Below are 21,352 nucleotides of genomic sequence, written 5' to 3' on the forward strand. Positions count from 1 at the left end.
TCATTTTTGATATTAGATATCAAGGATACTATCACACAAAAGTAGCAAGATAATAATAAATAGTTAAATGGATTTTTGTATAAATTTTAATTAATTTTTGTTACTAAAATACACAATATTCTATTTAAAATTTATCTTTAATCTTATCTATTAGATTTTGTACAGAGTTTACAGATTTAGCAAATTCATCTTTTTCTTTGTTTGTAAGTTCAAGTTCTATAATCTTCTCAACACCATTTTTACCTAAAACAACAGGAACTCCAGTAACCACATTTGAGTAACCATACTCTTTATCTAAAAAAACAGCACAAGGGTAGATTGTTTTTTTATCTTTTAAAATAGATTCTATCATCAAAAATGTAGATTGAGCTGGTGCAAAATATGCTGAACCTGTTTTTAAAAGCTCAACTATTTGAAGTCCACCTTTTCTTGTTTTTTCAACAATATCTTCAATCTCATTTTCATCTAAAAGCTCATCTAAAGCTATATTATCAACTTTTGTATGTTTTATAAGTGGTACCATATCATCTCCATGTCCACCTAAAACCATAGCTTGGACATTTTTATTTCCAAGCTTCTCTTTTATAAAATATGACATTCTAGAGCTATCTAAAATTCCAGCCATTCCCAAAACTCTCTGTTTTGGGAAGTTTGAAGTTTTTAAAGCTTGATATACCATTGCATCAAGAGGATTTGAAACAATTATTAAAATAGAGTTTGGATTATATTTTGCAATATTTTTTATAATAGAGTTCATAATATTGGCATTTGTAAATAGAAGATCATCTCTGCTCATATCAGGTTTTCTAGCAATTCCAGCAGTAACCACTACAATATCACAATCTTTGAAATCCTCATCCAAAGAGATAGCTTTTATTGTAGTTTTTATATTTTTAAAACTTATTGCTTGAGAGATATCCAAAGCAATTGCTTTGGTATAATCTTCTCTAATATCTTTTAATAAAATCTCATCACAAAGTTCTTGAAATGCTAATTTATAAGCAATTGATGAACCAACATTTCCAACACCAACAATTCCAACTCTTCTTTTATTCAAAATATATCCTAAAAAAATTAGTTTTTATTAAGTGCTAATAGATCACTAAATGCAACTTCAAGTCTAGCAATCATACTCTCTTGACCAGCTCTTAACCATTTTCTTGGGTCATAGTAGTTTTTATTTGGTTTATCTTCACCCTCAGGATTTCCAATTTGTCCTTGTAAATACCCTTTGTATTTTGCTTCATAAGCTCTAACACCATCCCAAAATGCCCACTGTGTATCTGTATCAATATTCATTTTAATAACACCATATGAAATAGCATCTCTAATATCTTGAAGCTCTGAGCCACTTCCACCATGGAACACAAAATCAACAGGTTTTGAATCTGTCTTAAACTTCTCTTCAATATATTTTTGAGAATTATCTAAAATTTTTGGACTTAATACAACATTTCCTGGCTTATAAACTCCATGAACATTTCCAAAACTAGCAGCAATTGTAAAGTTCTCTCCAACTTTAATTAAATTTTCATAAGCAAATGCAACTTCACTTGGTTGTGTATATAAAAGTGAATTATCTACATTTGTATTATCAACTCCATCCTCTTCTCCACCTGTAATTCCAAGCTCTATTTCAATCATCATATCAAGAGCATTCATCTTTTTAAAGTACTCTACACAAATTTCAATATTCTCTTCTAAGCTCTCTTCACTTAAATCTAACATATGAGATGTAAATAGTGGTCTTTTTGTTTTTGCAAAATGCTCTTTTCCTGCATCAAGTAAGCCATCAATCCAAGGAAGAAGTTTTTTAGCAGCATGGTCTGTATGTAAAATAACTGGTATTCCATAAGCTTTTGCCATAGTATGAACATGATTTGCACCACTAATAGCTCCTAAAATAGCAGCATCACTAGTTTTTAAACCTTTTCCAGCAAAAAAACCAGCTCCACCATTTGAAAATTGAATAATAACTGGAGATTTAACTTTTGAAGCAACTTCTAAAACAGCATTTATAGAATCTGTTCCTACAACATTAACAGCTGGAATAGCAAATCCCTCTTTTTTTGCATAAGCAAAAAGTTTTTTAGCCTCACTTCCAGTTAAAACACCTGCATTTACAACATCTAATACACCCATTCTTCTTATCCTTATTTAATTACTATTTTTGCTTTTTTTCTAAGATCTGAAACTAACTGTTCAATATCTTTATTTAATTTTTCACTCTTCATTATTCTTTCAATATTATCTTTAACTTCATCATAACTCAACTCTTTTGAAGGAGTTTTATCGATTAAAAAAATCACATGATAACCAAACTCTGTTTTTACAGGAGTTTTTGAATAAGTTCCTTTTTTAAGAGCTTTAATTGCATTTGAGAAATCAGGAACCATATCATTTGCTGAGAACTTACCTAAGTATCCCTCATTTTGTCCTGCACCATCTTTTGATTTAGCTTTAGCCAACTCTTTAAATTTTGCCTCTTTATTTACAGCTTTATCAAGCTCTTTTACAACATCTTTAGCATCTATTTCACTATCAACTAAAATATGTCTAGCTTCAAAATTTTCTGGAATAATGAATTTTTCTTTGTTTTTGCTATAAAACTCTTTTTTCTCTTTTTCACTAAATTTTATACTATCAGCTTTTTGTTTTTGCCAAACTTGAAGAGCAACATCCTCTTTAATTCTATTCATTGCATCAATATACTCAGCATCTTTTTCAACACCGCTATCTAAAGCATTTTTTGCAAGAAGTTTTCTATTGATTGCACCATCAATAATCTGTTTTTTCATCTCATCTGGAAGTTGATCAAAATTTACTCTTGGATCTTGTATTAAAAGATTTATATCTTGCTTTGTTATTTTATCCCCATTTACAGTTGCATAATAATCATTTGCTACTAAGCTTGTAGCAAGAAAAAACAAAGATGCAGTAGTTAGCACTATTTTTTTCATTACATTCCTTTTTATAGTTAATTTCAAATAAATGGTGCATTCTACTATATTTTCCTTTATTTTTATATTTTTAGTTTAAACTCTATTTAAAAAAACTTTTTTTTATGATATACTTCCGCAAAATTAAAATTAACTTAAGTTTAAGGATAGAAATGAGAATTTTGATTATTGAAGATGAAATCACATTAAATAGAACACTACAAGAAGGATTAGTTGATTTTGGTTACCAAGTTGATAGCGCTGAAAACTACAAAGATGCTGAATACTTTATTGACATTAGAAATTATGATTTAGTTTTAACAGACTGGATGCTACCTGATGGTGATGGAATTGAACTATGTAAAATTGTGAAAAACAGAAGTTCAAGAACTGCTGTTGTAATTATCTCTGCAAGAGATGATAAAGAGAGTGAAATCGAAGCATTAAGATCAGGTGCTGATGATTTTATTAAAAAACCATTTGATTTTGATATTTTACTTGCAAGAATTGAAGCAAGATTGAGATTTGGTGGAACAAATATCATAGAGATTGATGATTTAATTATCAATCCTGATGAAGAAAAAATAGAGTATGCTGGTGAAGAGATAGAGTTAAAAGGTAAACCTTTTGAAGTTTTAACTCACCTAGCACGACATAGAGATCAAATTGTTTCAAAAGAGCAACTGCTTGATGCTATTTGGGAAGAGCCTGAGCTTGTAACTCCAAATGTTATTGAGGTTGCAATAAATCAAATTAGACAAAAAATGGATAAACCATTAAATATTTCAACTATTGAAACAATTAGAAGAAGAGGTTATAGATTCTGTTATCCAAACCAAGCTTCTGAGGAAAAATAGTATTTAAATTATGAAAATTAAGAGTATCTATAAACAGTTTTATACAAAACTAATTATAGCTACCTCTTTTTTTCTAATCATTCTCTCTTTTATATTTTATGAATATGCAAAAAGCTCTTTTTATAGCAACATTGAAAAGAGTCTCTTAAAACAAGCAAAACATATTGAAAAATCTTATATCTCTTTTGATAAATTTCAAAATATCTTTAGTGAAACACAAAAAATTGAACTAGTTTTTTTAGAAAACAACCAAAAAGATATTAAATTTATAAAATTTTTTGAAGATGATAAAACATTTGCAAAATTAATTTTTCCTATGAAAGATGATGCATTTTTACAAATCACAAAAGATATAACTCTTGAGAGAGATATTTTAAATTCAATTATTTTTAAAAACTTCTTCTCTTTGGCTATTCCTGGTTTTATTTTAATGCTTATTTACTCTTTGGTAGTTGCTAAATCTCTTTTAAAACCTATTGTTGAGATAAATAAAAAATTATCAAATATGGATGAGAACTCTTTATCACAAATTGATACAAAAAATCTTCCAACAGAGTTTACAACACTTGCAAACTCTATAAACTCTTTGACAAATCGTATTGGTACATATTTAAAATTTAAAAAAGAGTTATATATTGGAATTGCTCATGAACTTAAAACTCCTCTTGCTGTTATGAAACTTAAAAATGAGCTTATGCTTAAAAAACCAAGAGAAAAAAGTGAATATGAAGATGCTATAAAATTAACTATTAGTGAAATAAATAGTATGAATATTATGATTAGCTCAATTTTAGATATTGGAAGAACAGAGGGTGCACAATTTGAACAGTCAAAAAATATTGAGCTTGTATCTTTTATAAATAAAAAAGTTGAAGATTATAAGATGTTAGCTTTAAAAAAAGAGATAAATATGAGATTTATTACAAACATCTCTAGCTTTGAGCTAAATACTCAAGAGACTCTTTTTATGCAAATACTTCAAAATTTTGTACAAAATGCAATTAAATTTACTCCAAATGGCAAAAACATTGAAGTCTATTTCAAAAAAAGAGATAATACAATTATTTTAAGTGTAGTAGATGAAGGAGTTGGAATAGATGAAAACATCGATGTTTTTGCTCCATTTAAAAAAGTTGGAGATAAAAGCGGAGTTGGATTAGGTCTTTATCTTGCAAAAATTGCTGCTGATGCTTTAAATGCTGAAATATCTATAAAAAATAGAAGCGATGGAAAGAGTGGAGCTATTGCTAAATTTGAATTAAAACTTATAACAATTGAGGATTAGAAAAATCTAATCCTACTCATAAATAGCTTTATGCTCTATTTTTGTACACTTATTTTGTACAGCTTTTAATCCATTTTCAACTGCTTTTTGAGCTGCTTCATTATTTGCAAGTCCCAATTGAAACCAAACAGATTTTATATTTTTTGAATCTTTTAATCTAATAGCTTCATCAACAACTTTTGCTATTGCATCTGGTTTTCTAAAAATATCGACCATATCAATATCAAAAGGAATCTCTTCTAAACTTCTATAAACTTTTTCTCCTAAAATCTCATCCTCTTTTGGATAAATAGGAACTATTTTGAAACCTTTGCTTTGTAAATATGAAGCAACTTTAAAAGATGCTTTTTCGTTATCAGGAGATAGCCCTACAATCGCAATTGTTTTTGTATTATCAAAAATCTCTTTTATCTCATCTTTATTTGAATTAACAGTTGGAAATTCGCACTCCATTTTCACTCCTTTTTTAAGATTAATCTATACTATCTAATTTTCTTTGAATATAACTTCTTACATCTTGCAAATTTATGCTATCAACAAAATCATCAAACTTACACCCACTTGCATTTACATGCCCACCACCATTTGCTAATTTTGAAGCAAGCATTGCTACATCAACTTTTCCATCAGCTCTAAAAGATGCATTTCCTTTTTTATTTATATCTATAAAAAAATCATAATCCCTATTTGCTCTTAAAAAACTATTTGCAGGAATCGATATTCCTCCCAAGCAGTAAGTCATAAGACCTTTATGCTCTTTATAAAAGATAGTTAACTCCTCTTTTATACTATCAAGAGATTTTACTAAATAGTTTGCACTTAAGTTATCTAAAGTATCATCAACACTCTCTTTTAAAAACTCTTTTTTTATCTTGTGAATTTCATTATCAAAAATTATATGTCTATTTTCTAAATTTAGATATTCAACTGCCTTTTCAAGCAGATAAAATTTGTACTCTCTATCCAAAGAGCTAAAAAGTATAGAGTTTATCTCTCTTGCTTTTGAAATTGAGCTCATTAAAACTTTACCAAACTCAAAATTATCTCTTTGTTTTTCAAGCCAAATATCAACAGCATTTATAGTATCAACCAACTCTTTGTAAGAAGATATGCTTTTGTCAAAATTTTCAAACAAATAGTCATAGACTATTTTTGTAGCACATCTTTTATCATCTAAATAGTACCAAGAGTATTTTTCTGAACTCTTTTTACCAGTTATGTGGTGATCTAATAGCTGTAAAGTTATATCAAAACCACTATTTTTTAAACTATTTATCTCATTATCAAGTTCAAAACTCTCATCTTGTGTTAAATTCAAATCACTTATTATAAAAAGTAATTTATCATCTTTATAATTTTTTATATCATTTATTGCTTGTTTTAAAGCCTGTTTTACCTCTAATCCATAATTTGCATTATAAAAAGTAGCATTTTTAAAAAGTTTATTTGTTAAAAATTGACAACCATAACCATCTAAATCTGTGTGTGAAATATGAAAAAGTCTCATAATATATCTTTCAAAGTTAATTGAGATAAAAAATCATTTACTTTAAATTGTAAATTATTTAATAAAGGCCAAATAAAACACAACTTTGCTTTATTATTTGGACAAGATGTTATAGATTCAGAACACTCAAAAACAGCTGGATTTCTCTCTTCTGCTGATACCACTATCTCTAAAATTGTAAGCTCATCTATTGATTTATTAAGTGTAAAACCACCATTTACACCTCTGTGAGAAGTTACTAATCCATCTTTTGCCAAACTTTGCATAATTTTTGCCAAAAATGATTTTGAAATCTCTAACTCTTTTGATAAAAAATCAACATTTATAGGTTCTTCTTGTTTTGAGATATAAATTAGCGATAATAAAGCATATTCACTCTTTTTTGTTAATAACATTTTAAATCCATTTCAATTTTTGATTATATTGTACAAAAGATATTATTAAAAAGAGTAGATATAAAAAAAGGGAAGAGCAAAAGCTCTCCCCTTTTTAGCAATTAGATTGCAAAACTATTTTGCTCTAATTCCTAAGTTTTCAACTAATGTTGTAAATCTAGCATAATCTGTTCTTTTTAAATATGCTAAAAGTTTTTTTCTTTTTCCAACCATTTTTAAAAGACCCAATCTTGAAGAGTGATCTTTTTTGAACACTTTTAAATGCTCAGTTAAAATTTTAATTTGCTCTGTTAATAGTGCAATTTGAACCTCAGCTGAACCTGTATCATTCTCTTTTCTTCCGTATTTTGCAATAATACTTGCTTTTACTTCCTGATCTAAAGCCATTTTGACCTCCTAATAGGTATATGTTAATTTAATCTATTTTTAAAATAGTGGCGAATTGTATAAAAAATTTGCTTTAATTTTACTTATCCACCTGTCTCATAAAATGCTCTACTTGAAATTTCATTATCACTTTTTGTTGACCATCTATTTTTCTCTGGTTTATTTTGTAAAACTTTTTTTAATATTTCACTCGCTTTTTCTATATCATTTGCTCTAACTGCATCTTTTATACTCATAGCATCTTCAAAATATAAACAAGGTATCAAAAACCCTTCAGCTGTTAATCGTATTCGATTACAAGAGGCACAAAAATCATCTTTATGAGGCTCAATTATTCCAAACTCATATCCATCTTCTAACTTATAGTATTGAGCTGGAGAGCTTCTATCTCTTTCTACTTTTTCAATATTTTTATATTTTGTTTTTATAATCTCTAAAATCTCATCAGAGTTCAAGCCCTTTGCACTATTTTTTGCAAATGAGTTCTCCATAAACTCAATGTATCTAACAGTAAAACCCTCTTTTTTACAAAATTCTAAAATATCTAAAATATCAATATCATTAACTCCTTTTAGTGGAACGCAATTTATTTTAACTTTAAGTCCAAGCTCTTTTGCTTTTGAAATTCCCTCTAAAACTCTTTCTAAAACATCTTTTTGAGCAATTTTTGAAGCTCTATCTTTATTTAAACTATCCAAAGAGATATTAATCCTCTTTAATCCAGCATCTTTTAATTTCTGTGCCATTTGAGGAAGTAAGTAACCATTTGTTGTGAGAGCTAAATCTATATCCTTTTTATAATCACTAATCATTTTTATAAATTTATCTAAATCATCTCTTAAAAGTGGCTCTCCACCAGTAATTCTTACCTTTTTTATTCCCTCATCAATACCAATTTTTATAAACTTAAACATATCTTCATATGATAATAAATTCTCTTTTGGAACCCAAGAGAATGGTTTTTCTGGCATACAATAGTGACATCTAAAATTACACCTTTCGGTAACGGAAACTCTTAAATAATCGTGTTTTCTTCCAAATTTATCAATTAACATATAAAACCTTATTTTTTATTAAATATTCTATCTTGTTAAAATAGGATACTCTTTGACTTTTATCAATACTTTTAATTTTAATTATTAAAAAACTTAAATAATTTAATTAATATTTTTACAAGCATAATATACAATCACTTAAACAAAACATTTGAGGGATTTTTATGACACTTTTTGAAAGCCTTAGAAATTTAAGCTTTTTTAAAAACTTAGATGAAAAAAATCTTGAACTTTTATCATCTTTCTCTTTTGTATCAAAATATAAAAAGGACTCTATTCTTTTTTATGAAACTGATTTAAATAACAATATTATTTTTTTGGTTTCTGGAATGATAAAAGTTTATAAATATGATAAATTTGATAATGAAATTTTTCTATACCATATATATGAAGACTCTTTAGTGAGTGAATTAAGTTCTACTAATAGCACTCAAATAAACTGTTTCTCTAATGCATCTTTTGTTGAGGATTCAATAGTGCTATTTATTAATTTCAAAAAATTGCAAGAGCATTTTTTTGATAAAAATATATTAGTAAAAGAGTTGGTGGAAGCTCTTTTAAAAAAAAATCATAAACTTCAATGTCTAATAAATAGGGAACTTGTATTTGATGCAACTGCAAAAGTTGCATTTATGATATCTAGCGATTTAAAAATGTTTAATAGCTTAAAAAGACAAGATGTGAGTTTTATGTTACATATTCAACCTGAAACTCTATCTAGAGTTTTAAAAAAGTTATCAAGAGATGGAATTATTGAAATAGAGAATCAAAAAATAGAGATTAAAGATAAAATAGCATTAAATTCAATTTTTAAAGGGGTAGGAGAATGAAAAAAAATAGTATTAGCACAAAAATAAAAATTATTGGAATCTTATTTACACTTTTACTGTTAAGTATTGTAACTGCCACAATATATTTAAATGATAAAAATCACAAAGATGCAACAATTATAAATATAGCTGGTAAACAAAGAATGCTTAGTCAAAATATTTCAAAAAACATCTTCTATTTAAACCAAAATAAAACTGCTTCAAAAGATGAATTAAATAGTAGTATTAAAGAGTTTATATACAATTTAAATAGTTTAAAAGGAGAGAATAGCCTAAAAAAAATTTCAACATTTCAAATAGAGAATCAACTATTAAAAGTTGAATTTTTATGGAATGATTTCTATAAAAATATAGAACAATTTAAATCTTTATTACAAAAAGATGGTGAAGAGATAGAGTTAAAAAAGATTGTTGATTTAATATACTCAAAAAATATAAACTTATTAAATGAGATAGATGCTTTAGTATCTTTATATACAATTCATAGTGAAAAAAAAGTTAACTTTTTAAAAAATACACAATATTTCTTTGCAATTTTAATTATCTTTCTAATAATTTATAGCTTTTTAGAATTAAAAAATATGGAAAAAAATGCATTAAAGTTTATTAGTGAATCTAAAAAAGCGATGGAACAAAATTTTGCAAATCCTTTAAAACCAATAGAGATTGAGGCTGAAAATGAGTTTATAGATGCTAGTAATGTATTAAATAGTTTTTTAAAAAAGATAAATGGTGCAATAATTGATTCAAACAGTGCAATAGAGCAATCTAAAAATGCCTCAGTAAAACTTGAAGAGCTAACAAATGAGTTTGATGAAATTATAAATGAGTTACAAAATAAAAGTGAGATATCTCTTCAACTAAATAGAAGTGAAGATATTGCTATAGAGACTCAAGAGCAACTTTTACACTCTGCAAAAAGATTAGCTGAACTAAAAAATGAACTTGAAAAAATAGTATTATTTTGTGAAAAAAAGAGTTAAAACTTAACTCTTTTTTATAAATATCTCTTTAAATACTTAAATAATCTTGATTAACATCAAATCCAATTCACACCTTTTTCGTTACTATTATAATGTTTAAAAATTTATTTCAAAGGAGAATAGATGTCGCTTTCACGAAGAGATTTTCTAAAAAGTTCAGCAGCAGCAAGTGCAGCAGCAGCTATTGGTATGAGTGTACCAACAGATTTAAAGGCACAAGCAAATGTAGCTGAGAGTGGTTGGCGTTGGGATAAAGCAGCTTGTAGATTTTGTGGTACAGGTTGTGGAATTATGCTTGCAACAAAAGAGGGAAAAATTGTTGCAGTTAAAGGTGACCCAGCAGCTCCAGTTAATAGAGGGCTTAACTGTATCAAAGGTTACTTTAATGCAAAAATTATGTATGGAGCAGATAGATTAAAAACTCCTTTGTTAAGGGTAAATAAAAAAGGTGAATTTGATAAAAAAGGTAACTTTGCACCTATCTCTTGGGAAAGAGCTTTTGATGAGATGGAAAAACATATCAAAATTGCACTAAAAGAGAAAGGTCCTGAAGGGGTTGCTGTATTTGCAAGTGGTCAATATACTATTATGGAAGGTTATGCAGCACTTAAAATGATGAAAGCTGGGTTTAGATCAAATGCTATTGATCCAAATGCAAGACACTGTATGGCAAGTGCTGTTGTTGGTTTTTATCAAACATTTGGTATTGATGAGCCAAGTGGTTGTTATGATGATATTGAACTAACAGACACAGTTGTTTGTTGGGGTTCAAATATGGCAGAGATGCACCCAATTTTATGGTCAAGAGTAACTGATAGAAAACTTAGTAATCCAGAGAAAGTTAAAGTTATAAATATTTCAACATATAGACATAGAACTTCTGATATTGCTGATTTAGAGATTATTTTTACTCCAAATACAGATTTAGCACTTTGGAACTATATAGCAAGAGAGATTGTTTACAATAGACCTGAAGCTATTGATTGGGATTTTATTAAAGAGCATATAGTATTTGCAGCAAGTCCTGTTAATATTGGTTATGGAATGAGAAGAAGTGATGAGAAATCAATAAAAGATGGAAAATACTCTAAAGCTGAAATGGAAACTATAAGCAAAGAGATGCAAACTATTGTATCTGATACTGAAGCTCCAGCACTTGCACCTTATGGATATAAAGCTGGTGATAAAATGACTCATAAAAATACAGGTCTTGCTCACTGGGAGATTAGTTTTGAAGAGTATAAAAAATCTTTAGAGCCTTATACACTTGATTATGTTGCAAAAATCTCAAAAGGTGACCCTGATGAAGATATTGAAGTATTTAAGAAAAAACTTCAACAATTAGCAGATTGGTATATTGAAAAAGATAGAAAAGTTGTTAGTTTTTGGACTATGGGAATGAATCAACACACAAGAGGAACTTGGGTAAATACACTTTCATATAATGTTCACTTCTTACTAAATAAACAAGCAAAACCAGGAAGCGGTGCATTCTCACTAACAGGACAACCAAGTGCTTGTGGAACAGCTAGAGAAGTTGGAACATTTACACACAGACTTCCAGCTGATATGATGAATGAAAACCCAAAACATAGAGAAATTACTGAAAAAGCATGGAATGTACCACTTGGAACAATCAATCCAAAAGGTCACCAACATATTATGAAAATTCATAGAGATATAGAGGATGGAAATATTAAATTTGCTTGGGTAAATGTTTGTAATCCATACCAAGATACAGCAAGTGCAACACATTGGATAAAAGCAGCAAGAGAGATGGATAACTTTATTGTTACAAGTGATGCTTATCCTGGAATTAGTGCAAAAGTATCAGATCTTGTTTTACCATCTGCTATGATTTATGAAAAATGGGGTGGATATGGAAATGCTGAAAGAAGAACTCAATTATGGAGACAACAAGTTATTCCTGTTGGAGATTCTATGAGTGATACTTGGCAATGGGTTGAATTATCAAAAAGATTTACAGTAAAAGATGTTTGGGGAGAGCAATCTCTTCTTAGCACAAACAATGAAGTAAAACTTCCAAGTATTATTGAAGCTGCAAAAGCTATGGGATACAATGAAGATACAACTATGTATGAGATTTTATTTGCAAATGAAAAAGCTAAATCATACAAAGCTGATTTAAATGATGAAATTCAAGCTGGGTTTGACAACACAGAAGCATTTGGAGATAAAAGAAATGTAATTGGAAGTGATGGAAAACCATGGAAAGGGTATGGTTTCTTTATTCAAAAATATCTATTTGAAGAGTATGCTGATTTTGGAAGAGGACATGCACACGATTTAGCAGATTTTGATACATATCATAGAGTTAGAGGTCTTAAATGGCCAGTTGTAGATGGAAAAGAGACATCATGGAGATTTAATACAAAATATGATCCATATGCAAAAAAAGCAAATCCAAATAGTGATTTTGCGTTCTATGGAACACTAGCAAAAGAGTTAGCACAAGGTGATTTGCTTGGAGTTAAAGATCAAGCTAAAAAATCTTTAAAAAATAAAGCAAAAATATTTGCAAGACCATATATGGATCCACCTGAAATTCCAAATGAAGAGTATCCAGTTTGGCTTAGCACTGGAAGAGTTTTAGAACACTGGCATAGTGGAACTATGACTATGAGAGTTCCTGAACTATATCGTGCAGTTCCTGAAGCACTTTGTTATATGCACCCTGAAGATGCAAATAAATATGGTGTAAAACAAGGAGAACTTTGTTGGGTAGAATCAAGAAGAGGAAAAGTAAAAGCAAGAGTTGAAACAAGAGGAAGAAATAGACCTAGTCGTGGTTTAGTATTTGTTCCTTGGTTTGATGAGAAGGTATTTATAAATAAAGTTTGTGCAGATTATACTTGTCCACAATCAGGACAAACTGACTTTAAAAAATGTGCTGTAAAAATTTATAAAGCATAAGGATTAAAGATGAATATAGTTAAAAACTATCAAGAGAATAGAAGAAAATTTATTCTAAAAAGTGCTAGAACTATTGGTCTAGTTGTTCTTGGTAGTTTAACATGGAGTGCATATTTAAGTGAGGTAAAAGCTAGTAACTTAATACTTCGACCACCAGCAGCTCTAAAAGAGGATGACTTTTTAGCTACTTGTATTAAATGTGGACTTTGTGTTGAGGCATGCCCTTTTGACACACTAAAACTGGCAAAGCCAGGGGATAATTTACCTTTAGGAACTCCATACTTTGTTCCCAGAGAGACTCCTTGTTATATGTGTGTTGATATTCCTTGTGTTCCTATTTGTCCTACAGATGCACTTGATGAAAAGCTTGTAAAAGATTCTCAAGGAGCTTTTGAGATAAGACAGATGCAAATGGGAGTTGCCGTTGTAGATGTAAAATCTTGTGTAGCTTTTTGGGGAATACAGTGTGATGCTTGTTATAGAGCTTGTCCACTTTTGGGTGAAGCTATAAATATAGTATATGAAAAAAATGAAAGAACTGGGAAACATGCATTCTTAAAACCTGTTGTTGATAGTGATATTTGTACAGGTTGTGGACTTTGTGAAAAAGCATGTATTACTGAAAAACCAGCAATTTTTGTTCTTCCAAGAGAAATTGCACTTGGAAAAGTTGGTGACCACTATATAAAAGGTTGGGATGATGAAGATGAGCAAAGATTAAAAAATGCAACATCAGAAAAGACAAAAACAAACATAAGTAAAGAGAGTGCAATTGACTCATTAAATAGTGGTATGAAGGAGTTACTAAATGATTAAAAAATATAGATTTTTAATTGCTAGAAGAGTTACTCAAATATCTATTATGCTTTTGTATATATTGGCAAATATTTATGGAATTAACTATTTAATGGGAAATCTAAGTAGCTCTTTAGTTTTAGAAACCATTCCATTAAGTGATCCATTTGCAGTTTTACAAATGCTTTTTGCAGGAGCAGTTATATCTTTTGATATAGCTCTTGGGGCTTTTATTGTTGCAATTTTCTATTTTACTATTGGGGGACGAGCATTTTGCTCTTGGGTTTGTCCTGTAAATATAATTACAGATAGTGCAAACTTTTTAAGAAGAGTTTTTAAATTTGATGAAGTTCAAAAAAAGCAACCAGCAAATAGATATTTAAGATATTGGCTAATTTTAATTAGTTTTATCATCTCATATTTTATGGGTGTTGCAGCTTTTGAGTTAATCTCTCCTGTATCAATGGTTCATAGAGGTTTGATATTTGGTCTTGGATTTGGACTTGCAACAATGATTGTAATATTTTTGTTTGATCTGTTTGTTTTAAAAAATGGTTGGTGTGGACATATTTGTCCTCTTGGTGGATTTTACTCACTAATTGGAAGATTTAGTCTAATAAGAGTTCATCATAATCACAATAAATGTACAAACTGTATGAAGTGCAAAGTTGTTTGCCCTGAAATACAAGTTTTACATATGATAAATAAAAGTAGTGAAGCTGTACTTGATGAGTGTACAAATTGTGGAAGATGTATAGAAGTGTGCGAAGATGATGCACTAAATTTTGAATTAAGAAGATATTTAAAGGAGAAAAAATGAAATTAGTAAAATTTGCTTTAATTTTAATTATTGCAGGAACTTTTACTGCTTGTTTTAATAATGACAATAGTAAAACTAAATCTCAAGAGAATCAAAGTTTTGGACTAAGAGAAGCTGATTTACTTGATGAATCTAAAGTTGTATCAGATGAGACTAAATATTTAACTGATCCAGCAGGAGCAAGTACAAAAATAAAAAGAGCTTTTGAGAATGCTCCACCAATGATTTCTCACGATGTAGAAGGGATGCTTCCAATTACAATTGATAATAATCAGTGTACAGCTTGTCACGATCCAATGATTGCTGAAGCCATGGGAGCAACTCCTATTCCAAAATCTCATTTTACTAGCTTTAGAGAAGATGTAAATTTAGACAAAAAAGGTCAACTTCAAAGAGATGGAAAAATTGTAGAGAATAGTAGTGATATAAAAACTGTTGTAAAACCACTTGATCACTTATCAAATGCTAGATTTAACTGTTCAGCGTGTCACGCTCCTCAGTCTCAAAGTGAAATTGTACCTGAAAATAATTTTGTAACAGAGTTTAGAAGTAGTGATTTAAATGATAAATCAAATCTACTTGATGTTATTGAAGAGGGTGTTAAATAGATATGAATAGAAGAGAGCTTTTTAGCTCTCTTGCTAAACCTTTCAAAAAAGAGCAAGAGAGTATTATTAGACCTCCTTATTATAAAAATAGAGATATTTTTTTCACAAATTGTATAGACTGCTTGGAAAAAAGCTGTAGTAAAGTTTGTGAAGAGAATATTATTTCTATTTTAGAAGATAAAACTCCTAGCTTAAACTTTTCAAACTCAGGTTGTACATATTGTGATCTTTGTGCAAAAGCTTGTAATATGGAAGTTTTAGATATAAAGTATAAATCAAATATAGATGCAAAAATTCAAATAGATACTAAAACTTGTCTATCTTGGAACCAAACTATGTGCTTTTCATGTAAAGATCCATGTTTAGAAAATGCAATAAATTTTGAGGGTATTTTTAAACCTATTATAAATGATAATTGTACAAGTTGTGGGTTTTGTATAAAAGTTTGTCCAACTAACTCTATAAAGGTAGTTTAAAATGTTTAAATTTTTTATATTTTTCACTCTTATTCTCTTTTTAAATTCAAAAGAGCTAGAGCCGCAATTTTTTTTAGAAATTGATGGAATGGCGACTGATTTTGTTGTTGAAGAAGAGAGAATATATATTGCAAGCTCTAAAGGAAGAGTAGATATCTTTGATATAAAGAAAAAAGAGCTTCAAAAATCTATAAAAATTCCAAATATTAAAGATTTTATGCAAGAGATTATTGAATCAAAAATTTATAGCATTGATTTTTTAAATGAAAAAGTATTAATTCTATCTCAAGGAGAAAATGGTGGGAGAGATATATTTATTTATGAAAATGGAAAATTAAACAATATTGTAAGTTCAAAAAATAGGCTTTTTATTGCAAAAGCAAAATTTTTGGATGATGAACATATTATTTATGCGCTTTTATCAAATCAAATATTTTTATATGATATAAAAAACAGTAAAATCCTAAAACAGATTCAAGTTTCTCAATCATCTTTTTCAGATTTTAATATAAGCAGTGATAAAAAAAGTTTTGTTACTACAGATGAAAGTGGTGTAATAACACAATTTGACTCAAAAAGTTTCAAAAAAATAAAAGAGTTTAAAGGACAAAATGTAGATAGAGTTTTTCAAGTTGATATTAAAAAAGATACTATTTTAGGAGCTGGACAAGATAGAAGAGCATCTTTTTATTTTACAAACTCTAAAAAACCTTTTTATAAACCATTTGATTTTTTAGTTTATGCTGGAGCTTTAAGTCCCAGTTCAAAACTAGCTTGTATGCTACTTAATGAAAATAATGATGCGGTTGTTTTTGATATAGAATCAAAAGAGGATAAATTTATTTTAACAAAAAATAGAGCGATTTTAACAAAAATTCTATTTTTAAATGAAAATCAAATTATTATCTCAAGTGATGATTCTAGAATAAATTTTTATAATCTTAATTAAAGGAAAAAAAATGAATATTTCAAGTATTGTTGTAACAACTTTACCAAAAAATTTAGAAAGTGTGATTGAAAATCTTAAAAAGTCAGGTGTTTGTGACTATCATATGCATGATGAAAAAGGAAGAGTTATCATTACAATAGAGGGTGAAAATGTTGAAGATGAGCTTAAAAAACTTAAAGTTATTGAAGCCATTCCAAATGTAATAAGCGCTGATATGCAGATGAGTTATAGTGAAGAGGAGCTAAGCCGTCATATGCAAGTTTTAGATAATTCAGATGCCGTTCCAAAAGTTTTAAATGATAAAGATATTAATGTTGAAGATATTGTTTATAGAGGCGATTTAAAAAGAAAAGATTTAATAGGTTTTGCAAAAGAGTTTGATAAAAAAGAGCTTTAAATTAAAAAAATTTTTGGAAAAATTTTAAATTTTAGAATAAAAGTAGCATTAAAATAGCAAACTTTAAGTTTTGTAAGAGTATTATTTCACTGATCAAGAGACTTTACCAAACTTATCTCTCCTTAGTTAAAATGTAGCAATTTTAAGGTAAAGTCTCTTAAAAAGGTCGTTCTATTAAAATCTTAGGTTATGAAAAAGTATTATAGAATTTAAAACCTAAGTATCCAAAAGGGGTATCTCTCAAGCCCCTTTTTTCTCCAAAGAAATTAAAGAAGATTTTATTTTTTAAGAGCAACTCCTAAGCTCTTAAAAAACTGTACATTTTTTATCTTATTTTAAATATGGTTTTAATACCTCAGGAATTTTTACACTTCCATCGGCTTGTTGATAGTTTTCCATAATAGCAACCAAAGTTCTTCCAACTGCTAAACTTGAACCATTTAAAGTGTGTGCTAATATATTTTTCTTATCATCTTTGTATCTAATTTTTGCCCTTCTTGCTTGAAAATCTCTTGTATTTGAGATTGATGATATTTCTCTAAATTTATTTTGTCCAGGAAGCCAAACTTCTAAATCTATAGTAACTGCTGCTCCAAAACCTAAATCGCCACTACAAAGTTTAACTTTTTGATGACAAAGTCCTAATGAAGTTAATAAATCACTTGCACACTCAACCATTTTATTGAAAACCTCATCTGATTGCTCTTGTGAAGTAATAGCAACCATCTCAACCTTATCAAACTGATGTTGTCTTATAAGACCTCTTGTATCTCGCCCTGCACTTCCCGCCTCTTTTCTAAAGCATGGTGTATAAGAAGTGAGTAGAAGTGGTAGTTCACTTTTATCAATAATTTCATCATTATATAAATTTGTAAGACTAACCTCAGCAGTTGGAATTAAATATAGATCTTCACCCTCTATTTTAAATAGATCTTCTTCAAATTTTGGAAGTTGTCCAGTTCCTATAAGCATATTTGAATTTACCATAAATGGTACATACCACTCATTAAATCCTCTTGCTCTATTAAAATCGAGCATATAGTTTATTAAAGCTCGCTCAAGTCTAGCACCATCATTTTTAAGTGCTGTGAATCTTGATTTTGCTAGTTTTACACCTCTTTGAAAATCCAACCAATCACATGACAAATCCCAGTGCTCTTTTGGCTCAAAACAGAAGTTTGGTTTCTCTCCAACTACTTCTAAAACAAGATTCTCACTCTCATCAACTCCAAAAGGAACATCCTCATCAGGAAAATTTGGAACAGTTAAAGCAAGTGCAGACAACTCATCTTCTAAAGCTCTAACTTCATCTTCAAGCTCTTGTTTTTTTTCTTTTAGACTATTTATCTCTTCTTGAAGTTTAGTAGTATCAAGATTCTCTTTTTTGTATCTTGGAAACTCTTTTGACAAAACATTTTGTTTTGCTGTTGTCTCTTCTTGCTCTTGTCTTTTTATCTTTGTTTTTTGTGATAAAACTTTAAGAGCTTCTAAAATATCTTTAGAAACTCCTTTTTTCTCTAATAGTTGGCTACTTTTTTCAAAATCATTTTGTAATAGTTTTATATCAATCATATAGGCTCTTTTTTTAATTTTTGGGCAATTATATCTAAAAAAGCAAATATTTAGGCTGAAAAACTTAGTAACTCTAAGATGCAACTAAGTTACAATAATTTCTACATCTCTTTGAATCTTATCTAAAAAGTAACAAAGGAACCTTTGATTTTAAAATCATATTTGTTGTAAAACTTCCAAAAATTGCACTTCTAAATCTATTATGGCTATAAGCTCCCATAGCTATAATATCAGCATTTATGCTTTGTTGATAATTTAAAATAGCTTCTAATTTATCTCCACTTAAAGATAATATTTCAGAATCTATATTTGCATTTTTGAATATCAAACTAGCTTCGTTTAAAACTCTATTTGAATCATTTTTATCACTATTTACATTTACAATGTATCTTTTTGTATTTGGAAATATTGGATTTTTTACGGCAATATCAATTGATTTTTTGGCATAAGAGCTTCCATCATATGCCATTAAAATAGATTTTATAGGTTTAAATTCACTATTTACAAGTAAGATTGGAATATTTAAAGTTCTAATTAACTCCTCAACATTAGATCCAATATCTTTACTATTTTCACCATTTAAACCAATAATTGCAATTTTTAAATCACTTTCTAACTCATCTAAAGTCTCATACAAAGTTCCATGTCTTTGAAGAGTTGTGAAATTTGAGAAATCTTTTGATTTAACATACTCTTGCATCTGTTTTAAAATAGCTTTACCTTTTAAAATCTCCTCTTGACTTCTTTTAGCATCTTCATCAACTAACATCTCAAGTAGTACATCTTTTGCACCAAAACCAATATTTCCTGAAAAATCGACTAGATTTGAAATTTTTGAATGCTCAATTACATTTAGTAAAACAAGTGGCAAATTAAGATTTTTGGCTATAAAAACTCCATAATCACAAACTGCTTTTGAAAAATCTGAACCATCAATGCAAACTAATACTTTATTCACTTACTCTCCTTTAACTGCTTTTTCTAACATTTCAGCTTTGTTATGTATACCAAATCTATCAATGATAGTTTTACTTGCTTCATTTTGTCCAATAACTTCAACAATAGAGCCCTTGCGTCTTAGTTTTATAACTGCTTTATCAAGTGCATAAACAGCAGAAATATCCCAAAAATGAGCTTTTGAAACATCTATAATTACTCTATCTAAAACCTCTTTAAAATTAATGCTTTCATAAAATCTATCTGCACTATTAAAAAATATTTGCCCCACAAACTTATAAGTTTTGATACTTTTATCTTCATTGTATGAAGTCTCACAAGACATAAAATGTGAAATCTTATTTGCAAAAAATAGTGAAGCAAACAAAACTCCTGTTATTACTCCAAGAGCTAAATTGTGAGTATAAATAGTAACAATAACAGTTGAGATCATTACGATATTTGTAGAGAGTGGTAGAGTTTTTAGATTTTTTATTGAAGCCCAATCAAATGTTCCAATAGAGACCATAATCATAACTGCAACCAAAGCAGCCATAGGAATAATAGAGATAATATCACTTAAAAATACAACCATTATAAGTAAGAAAAAACCAGCTATAAATGTAGATAATCTTCCTCTTCCTCCTGATTTTACATTTATAATTGATTGCCCAATCATTGCACAACCAGCCATTCCACCAATGCATCCAGAGGCTATATTTGCAACTCCTTGACCTCTTGCCTCTTTTGTTTTATCACTTGAACTATCTGTTAGTTCATCAACTATTGTTGTTGTCATAAAAGTCTCTAATAATCCAACAACTGCTAAAGCAAGAGAATAAGGAAGTATAATAAATAAGGTTTCTAAATTAAAAGGAACATCAGGCCATAAAAATATAGGTAAAGTATCAGGAAGTTCTCCCATATCTCCTACATCTCTTACATCCCAACCCACAAAATATACAAAAATAGTTAAAACAACAATTGTAACCAAGGGAGATGGAACTATTTTTCCTATTTTTGGAATATAAGGAAATAAGTATATGATTCCAAGTCCAACAATTGTAAGTGCATAAACATGCCAAGTTACATTAGTTAGTTCTGGAAGTTGAGCCATAAATATTAAAATTGCCAAAGCATTTACAAATCCAACTACAACAGCACGGGCTACAAAACTCATAAGCTTTGCAACTTGCATATATGCCAAAATTATCTGAATAACTCCTGTTAAGATTGTAGCTGCAAATAAGTATTGAAGACCGTGTTCTTTTACAAGAGTAACCATTAAAAGTGCCATTGCTCCAGTTGCAGCACTAATCATTGCAGGTCGTCCTCCCACAAAAGCTATAACAACTGCAATACAAAATGAAGCATAAAGTCCAACTTTTGGATCAACTCCTGCGATAATTGAAAAAGCAATTGCTTCAGGTATTAGTGCAAGAGCTACTACAAGACCTGAAAGAGTATCTGCTTTTATATTTGAAAACCATTCATCTTTATTGAAGTATCTTTGTACCATATAGTTCCTTATTGATTTAAATTAAATGAAAGTTAATATTTTTGAAATAAATAGAAGGCAAGGATTATACTAAAAAAAGATTAAGCCCTCTTTAATAGATTTACTAAT

The 21,352-nt window shown here is 28.8% G+C and carries 22 protein-coding genes; 11 read left to right on the top strand and 11 right to left on the bottom strand.

From position 1 onward, the window contains the following. Positions 1–124 precede the first annotated feature (124 nt). From CRU94_RS01895 to CRU94_RS01905, 3 genes are read right to left on the bottom strand one after another with little or no spacing between them, the layout of a single operon-like run. Positions 125–1,057 (bottom strand): malate dehydrogenase, encoded by a 933-nt coding sequence (locus tag CRU94_RS01895; protein ID WP_129105131.1) that lies wholly within the window; start codon positions 1,055–1,057, stop codon positions 125–127. 17 nt (positions 1,058–1,074) lie between these two features. Then, a complete protein-coding gene (gene fbaA, locus CRU94_RS01900) occupies positions 1,075–2,142 on the bottom strand; it encodes a class II fructose-bisphosphate aldolase (protein WP_129105132.1) in 1,068 nt (355 codons plus the stop codon). 11 nt (positions 2,143–2,153) lie between these two features. Continuing rightward, positions 2,154–2,960 (bottom strand): peptidylprolyl isomerase, encoded by an 807-nt coding sequence (locus CRU94_RS01905; protein ID WP_129105133.1) that lies wholly within the window; start codon positions 2,958–2,960, stop codon positions 2,154–2,156. A 152-nt stretch (positions 2,961–3,112) separates the two neighbouring features. On the opposite strand from CRU94_RS01905, the gene hsrA reads away from it, so the two are divergent. Beyond that, a complete protein-coding gene (gene hsrA / locus CRU94_RS01910; RefSeq protein WP_129105134.1) occupies positions 3,113–3,796 on the top strand; it encodes a homeostatic response regulator transcription factor HsrA in 684 nt (227 codons plus the stop codon). A gap of 10 nt (positions 3,797–3,806) precedes the next feature. Further along, a complete protein-coding gene (locus CRU94_RS01915) occupies positions 3,807–5,081 on the top strand; it encodes a sensor histidine kinase (protein ID WP_129105135.1) in 1,275 nt (424 codons plus the stop codon). A 12-nt stretch (positions 5,082–5,093) separates the two neighbouring features. Here CRU94_RS01915 and CRU94_RS01920 read toward each other — a convergent pair whose 3' ends face one another. From CRU94_RS01920 to moaA, 5 genes are all read right to left on the bottom strand, one after another. After that, complete coding sequence (locus tag CRU94_RS01920) at positions 5,094–5,534, bottom strand: CoA-binding protein (protein ID WP_129105136.1); 441 nt, start codon at positions 5,532–5,534, stop codon at positions 5,094–5,096. Between the two features lie 19 nt (positions 5,535–5,553). Beyond that, complete coding sequence (locus CRU94_RS01925) at positions 5,554–6,588, bottom strand: DHH family phosphoesterase (RefSeq protein ID WP_129105137.1); 1,035 nt, start codon at positions 6,586–6,588, stop codon at positions 5,554–5,556. Then, positions 6,585–6,983: an RrF2 family transcriptional regulator gene (locus tag CRU94_RS01930; protein WP_066162601.1), complete on the bottom strand. Its 399-nt coding sequence runs from the start codon at positions 6,981–6,983 to the stop codon at positions 6,585–6,587. The genes CRU94_RS01925 and CRU94_RS01930 overlap by 4 nt, the downstream gene beginning before the upstream one ends. A gap of 114 nt (positions 6,984–7,097) precedes the next feature. Beyond that, positions 7,098–7,370: a 30S ribosomal protein S15 gene (gene rpsO, locus CRU94_RS01935; RefSeq protein WP_129105138.1), complete on the bottom strand. Its 273-nt coding sequence runs from the start codon at positions 7,368–7,370 to the stop codon at positions 7,098–7,100. Between the two features lie 83 nt (positions 7,371–7,453). Continuing rightward, positions 7,454–8,425 (bottom strand): GTP 3',8-cyclase MoaA, encoded by a 972-nt coding sequence (gene moaA, locus CRU94_RS01940; RefSeq protein WP_129105139.1) that lies wholly within the window; start codon positions 8,423–8,425, stop codon positions 7,454–7,456. Between the two features lie 164 nt (positions 8,426–8,589). On the opposite strand from moaA, the gene CRU94_RS01945 reads away from it, so the two are divergent. From CRU94_RS01945 to CRU94_RS01985, 9 genes are all read left to right on the top strand, one after another. Further along, on the top strand, positions 8,590–9,255 hold the full coding sequence (locus CRU94_RS01945) for a Crp/Fnr family transcriptional regulator (protein ID WP_129105140.1): 666 nt from the start codon (positions 8,590–8,592) through the stop codon (positions 9,253–9,255). After that, complete coding sequence (locus CRU94_RS01950; RefSeq protein ID WP_129105141.1) at positions 9,252–10,238, top strand: type IV pili methyl-accepting chemotaxis transducer N-terminal domain-containing protein; 987 nt, start codon at positions 9,252–9,254, stop codon at positions 10,236–10,238. The genes CRU94_RS01945 and CRU94_RS01950 overlap by 4 nt, the downstream gene beginning before the upstream one ends. Before the next feature lie 123 nt (positions 10,239–10,361). Further along, positions 10,362–13,172, top strand: coding sequence for a nitrate reductase catalytic subunit NapA (gene napA, locus CRU94_RS01955; protein WP_129105142.1), 2,811 nt, complete (start codon positions 10,362–10,364; stop codon positions 13,170–13,172). A 9-nt stretch (positions 13,173–13,181) separates the two neighbouring features. Further along, positions 13,182–13,988, top strand: coding sequence for a ferredoxin-type protein NapG (gene napG / locus CRU94_RS01960; protein ID WP_129105143.1), 807 nt, complete (start codon positions 13,182–13,184; stop codon positions 13,986–13,988). Further along, positions 13,981–14,787: a quinol dehydrogenase ferredoxin subunit NapH gene (gene napH / locus CRU94_RS01965; RefSeq protein WP_129105144.1), complete on the top strand. Its 807-nt coding sequence runs from the start codon at positions 13,981–13,983 to the stop codon at positions 14,785–14,787. The genes napG and napH overlap by 8 nt, the downstream gene beginning before the upstream one ends. Next, positions 14,784–15,395 carry a nitrate reductase cytochrome c-type subunit gene (locus CRU94_RS01970; RefSeq protein ID WP_129105145.1) on the top strand — a complete coding sequence of 204 codons (612 nt, stop codon included), beginning with the start codon at positions 14,784–14,786 and terminating at the stop codon, positions 15,393–15,395. Before napH ends, CRU94_RS01970 begins: the two co-directional genes overlap by 4 nt. Positions 15,396–15,397: 2 nt before the next feature. Next, the gene (locus CRU94_RS01975; protein ID WP_129105146.1) at positions 15,398–15,871 is read left to right on the top strand and encodes a ferredoxin-type protein NapF; all 474 of its coding nucleotides are present in this window, start codon (positions 15,398–15,400) and stop codon (positions 15,869–15,871) included. Between the two features lies 1 nt (position 15,872). Then, complete coding sequence (locus CRU94_RS01980; RefSeq protein ID WP_129105147.1) at positions 15,873–16,820, top strand: WD40 repeat domain-containing protein; 948 nt, start codon at positions 15,873–15,875, stop codon at positions 16,818–16,820. Positions 16,821–16,830: 10 nt separating this feature from the next. Then, the gene (locus tag CRU94_RS01985) at positions 16,831–17,217 is read left to right on the top strand and encodes a chaperone NapD (RefSeq protein ID WP_129105148.1); all 387 of its coding nucleotides are present in this window, start codon (positions 16,831–16,833) and stop codon (positions 17,215–17,217) included. Positions 17,218–17,547: 330 nt separating this feature from the next. Here CRU94_RS01985 and serS read toward each other — a convergent pair whose 3' ends face one another. The 3 genes from serS to CRU94_RS02000 all read right to left on the bottom strand — a co-directional run bounded on the left by serS (position 17,548) and on the right by CRU94_RS02000 (position 21,244). After that, a complete protein-coding gene (serS, locus tag CRU94_RS01990; RefSeq protein ID WP_129105149.1) occupies positions 17,548–18,789 on the bottom strand; it encodes a serine--tRNA ligase in 1,242 nt (413 codons plus the stop codon). Between the two features lie 118 nt (positions 18,790–18,907). Next, positions 18,908–19,747: a universal stress protein gene (locus CRU94_RS01995; protein ID WP_129105150.1), complete on the bottom strand. Its 840-nt coding sequence runs from the start codon at positions 19,745–19,747 to the stop codon at positions 18,908–18,910. After that, complete coding sequence (locus tag CRU94_RS02000; RefSeq protein WP_129105151.1) at positions 19,748–21,244, bottom strand: SulP family inorganic anion transporter; 1,497 nt, start codon at positions 21,242–21,244, stop codon at positions 19,748–19,750. Positions 21,245–21,352 lie beyond the last annotated feature (108 nt).

It is taken from the genome of Arcobacter sp. AHV-9/2010 (genome assembly GCF_004116575.1).
Classification (GTDB): domain Bacteria; phylum Campylobacterota; class Campylobacteria; order Campylobacterales; family Arcobacteraceae; genus Aliarcobacter; species Aliarcobacter skirrowii.

Bases quoted from the DNA above. Each gene is read 5' to 3' on its own strand.
- napH (WP_129105144.1), top strand. From the start codon at position 13,981: ATGATTAAAAAATATAGATTTTTAATTGCTAGAAGAGTTACTCAAATA.
- CRU94_RS01925 (WP_129105137.1), bottom strand. From the start codon at position 6,588: ATGAGACTTTTTCATATTTCACACACAGATTTAGATGGTTATGGTTGT.
- rpsO (WP_129105138.1), bottom strand. From the start codon at position 7,370: ATGGCTTTAGATCAGGAAGTAAAAGCAAGTATTATTGCAAAATACGGA.
- CRU94_RS01920 (WP_129105136.1), bottom strand. From the start codon at position 5,534: ATGGAGTGCGAATTTCCAACTGTTAATTCAAATAAAGATGAGATAAAA.
- CRU94_RS01945 (WP_129105140.1), top strand. From the start codon at position 8,590: ATGACACTTTTTGAAAGCCTTAGAAATTTAAGCTTTTTTAAAAACTTA.
- napA (WP_129105142.1), top strand. From the start codon at position 10,362: ATGTCGCTTTCACGAAGAGATTTTCTAAAAAGTTCAGCAGCAGCAAGT.
- moaA (WP_129105139.1), bottom strand. From the start codon at position 8,425: ATGTTAATTGATAAATTTGGAAGAAAACACGATTATTTAAGAGTTTCC.
- CRU94_RS01975 (WP_129105146.1), top strand. From the start codon at position 15,398: ATGAATAGAAGAGAGCTTTTTAGCTCTCTTGCTAAACCTTTCAAAAAA.
- CRU94_RS01915 (WP_129105135.1), top strand. From the start codon at position 3,807: ATGAAAATTAAGAGTATCTATAAACAGTTTTATACAAAACTAATTATA.
- serS (WP_129105149.1), bottom strand. From the start codon at position 18,789: ATGATTGATATAAAACTATTACAAAATGATTTTGAAAAAAGTAGCCAA.
- napG (WP_129105143.1), top strand. From the start codon at position 13,182: ATGAATATAGTTAAAAACTATCAAGAGAATAGAAGAAAATTTATTCTA.
- fbaA (WP_129105132.1), bottom strand. From the start codon at position 2,142: ATGGGTGTATTAGATGTTGTAAATGCAGGTGTTTTAACTGGAAGTGAG.
- CRU94_RS02000 (WP_129105151.1), bottom strand. From the start codon at position 21,244: ATGGTACAAAGATACTTCAATAAAGATGAATGGTTTTCAAATATAAAA.
- hsrA (WP_129105134.1), top strand. From the start codon at position 3,113: ATGAGAATTTTGATTATTGAAGATGAAATCACATTAAATAGAACACTA.
- CRU94_RS01905 (WP_129105133.1), bottom strand. From the start codon at position 2,960: ATGAAAAAAATAGTGCTAACTACTGCATCTTTGTTTTTTCTTGCTACA.
- CRU94_RS01930 (WP_066162601.1), bottom strand. From the start codon at position 6,983: ATGTTATTAACAAAAAAGAGTGAATATGCTTTATTATCGCTAATTTAT.
- CRU94_RS01980 (WP_129105147.1), top strand. From the start codon at position 15,873: ATGTTTAAATTTTTTATATTTTTCACTCTTATTCTCTTTTTAAATTCA.
- CRU94_RS01970 (WP_129105145.1), top strand. From the start codon at position 14,784: ATGAAATTAGTAAAATTTGCTTTAATTTTAATTATTGCAGGAACTTTT.
- CRU94_RS01985 (WP_129105148.1), top strand. From the start codon at position 16,831: ATGAATATTTCAAGTATTGTTGTAACAACTTTACCAAAAAATTTAGAA.
- CRU94_RS01950 (WP_129105141.1), top strand. From the start codon at position 9,252: ATGAAAAAAAATAGTATTAGCACAAAAATAAAAATTATTGGAATCTTA.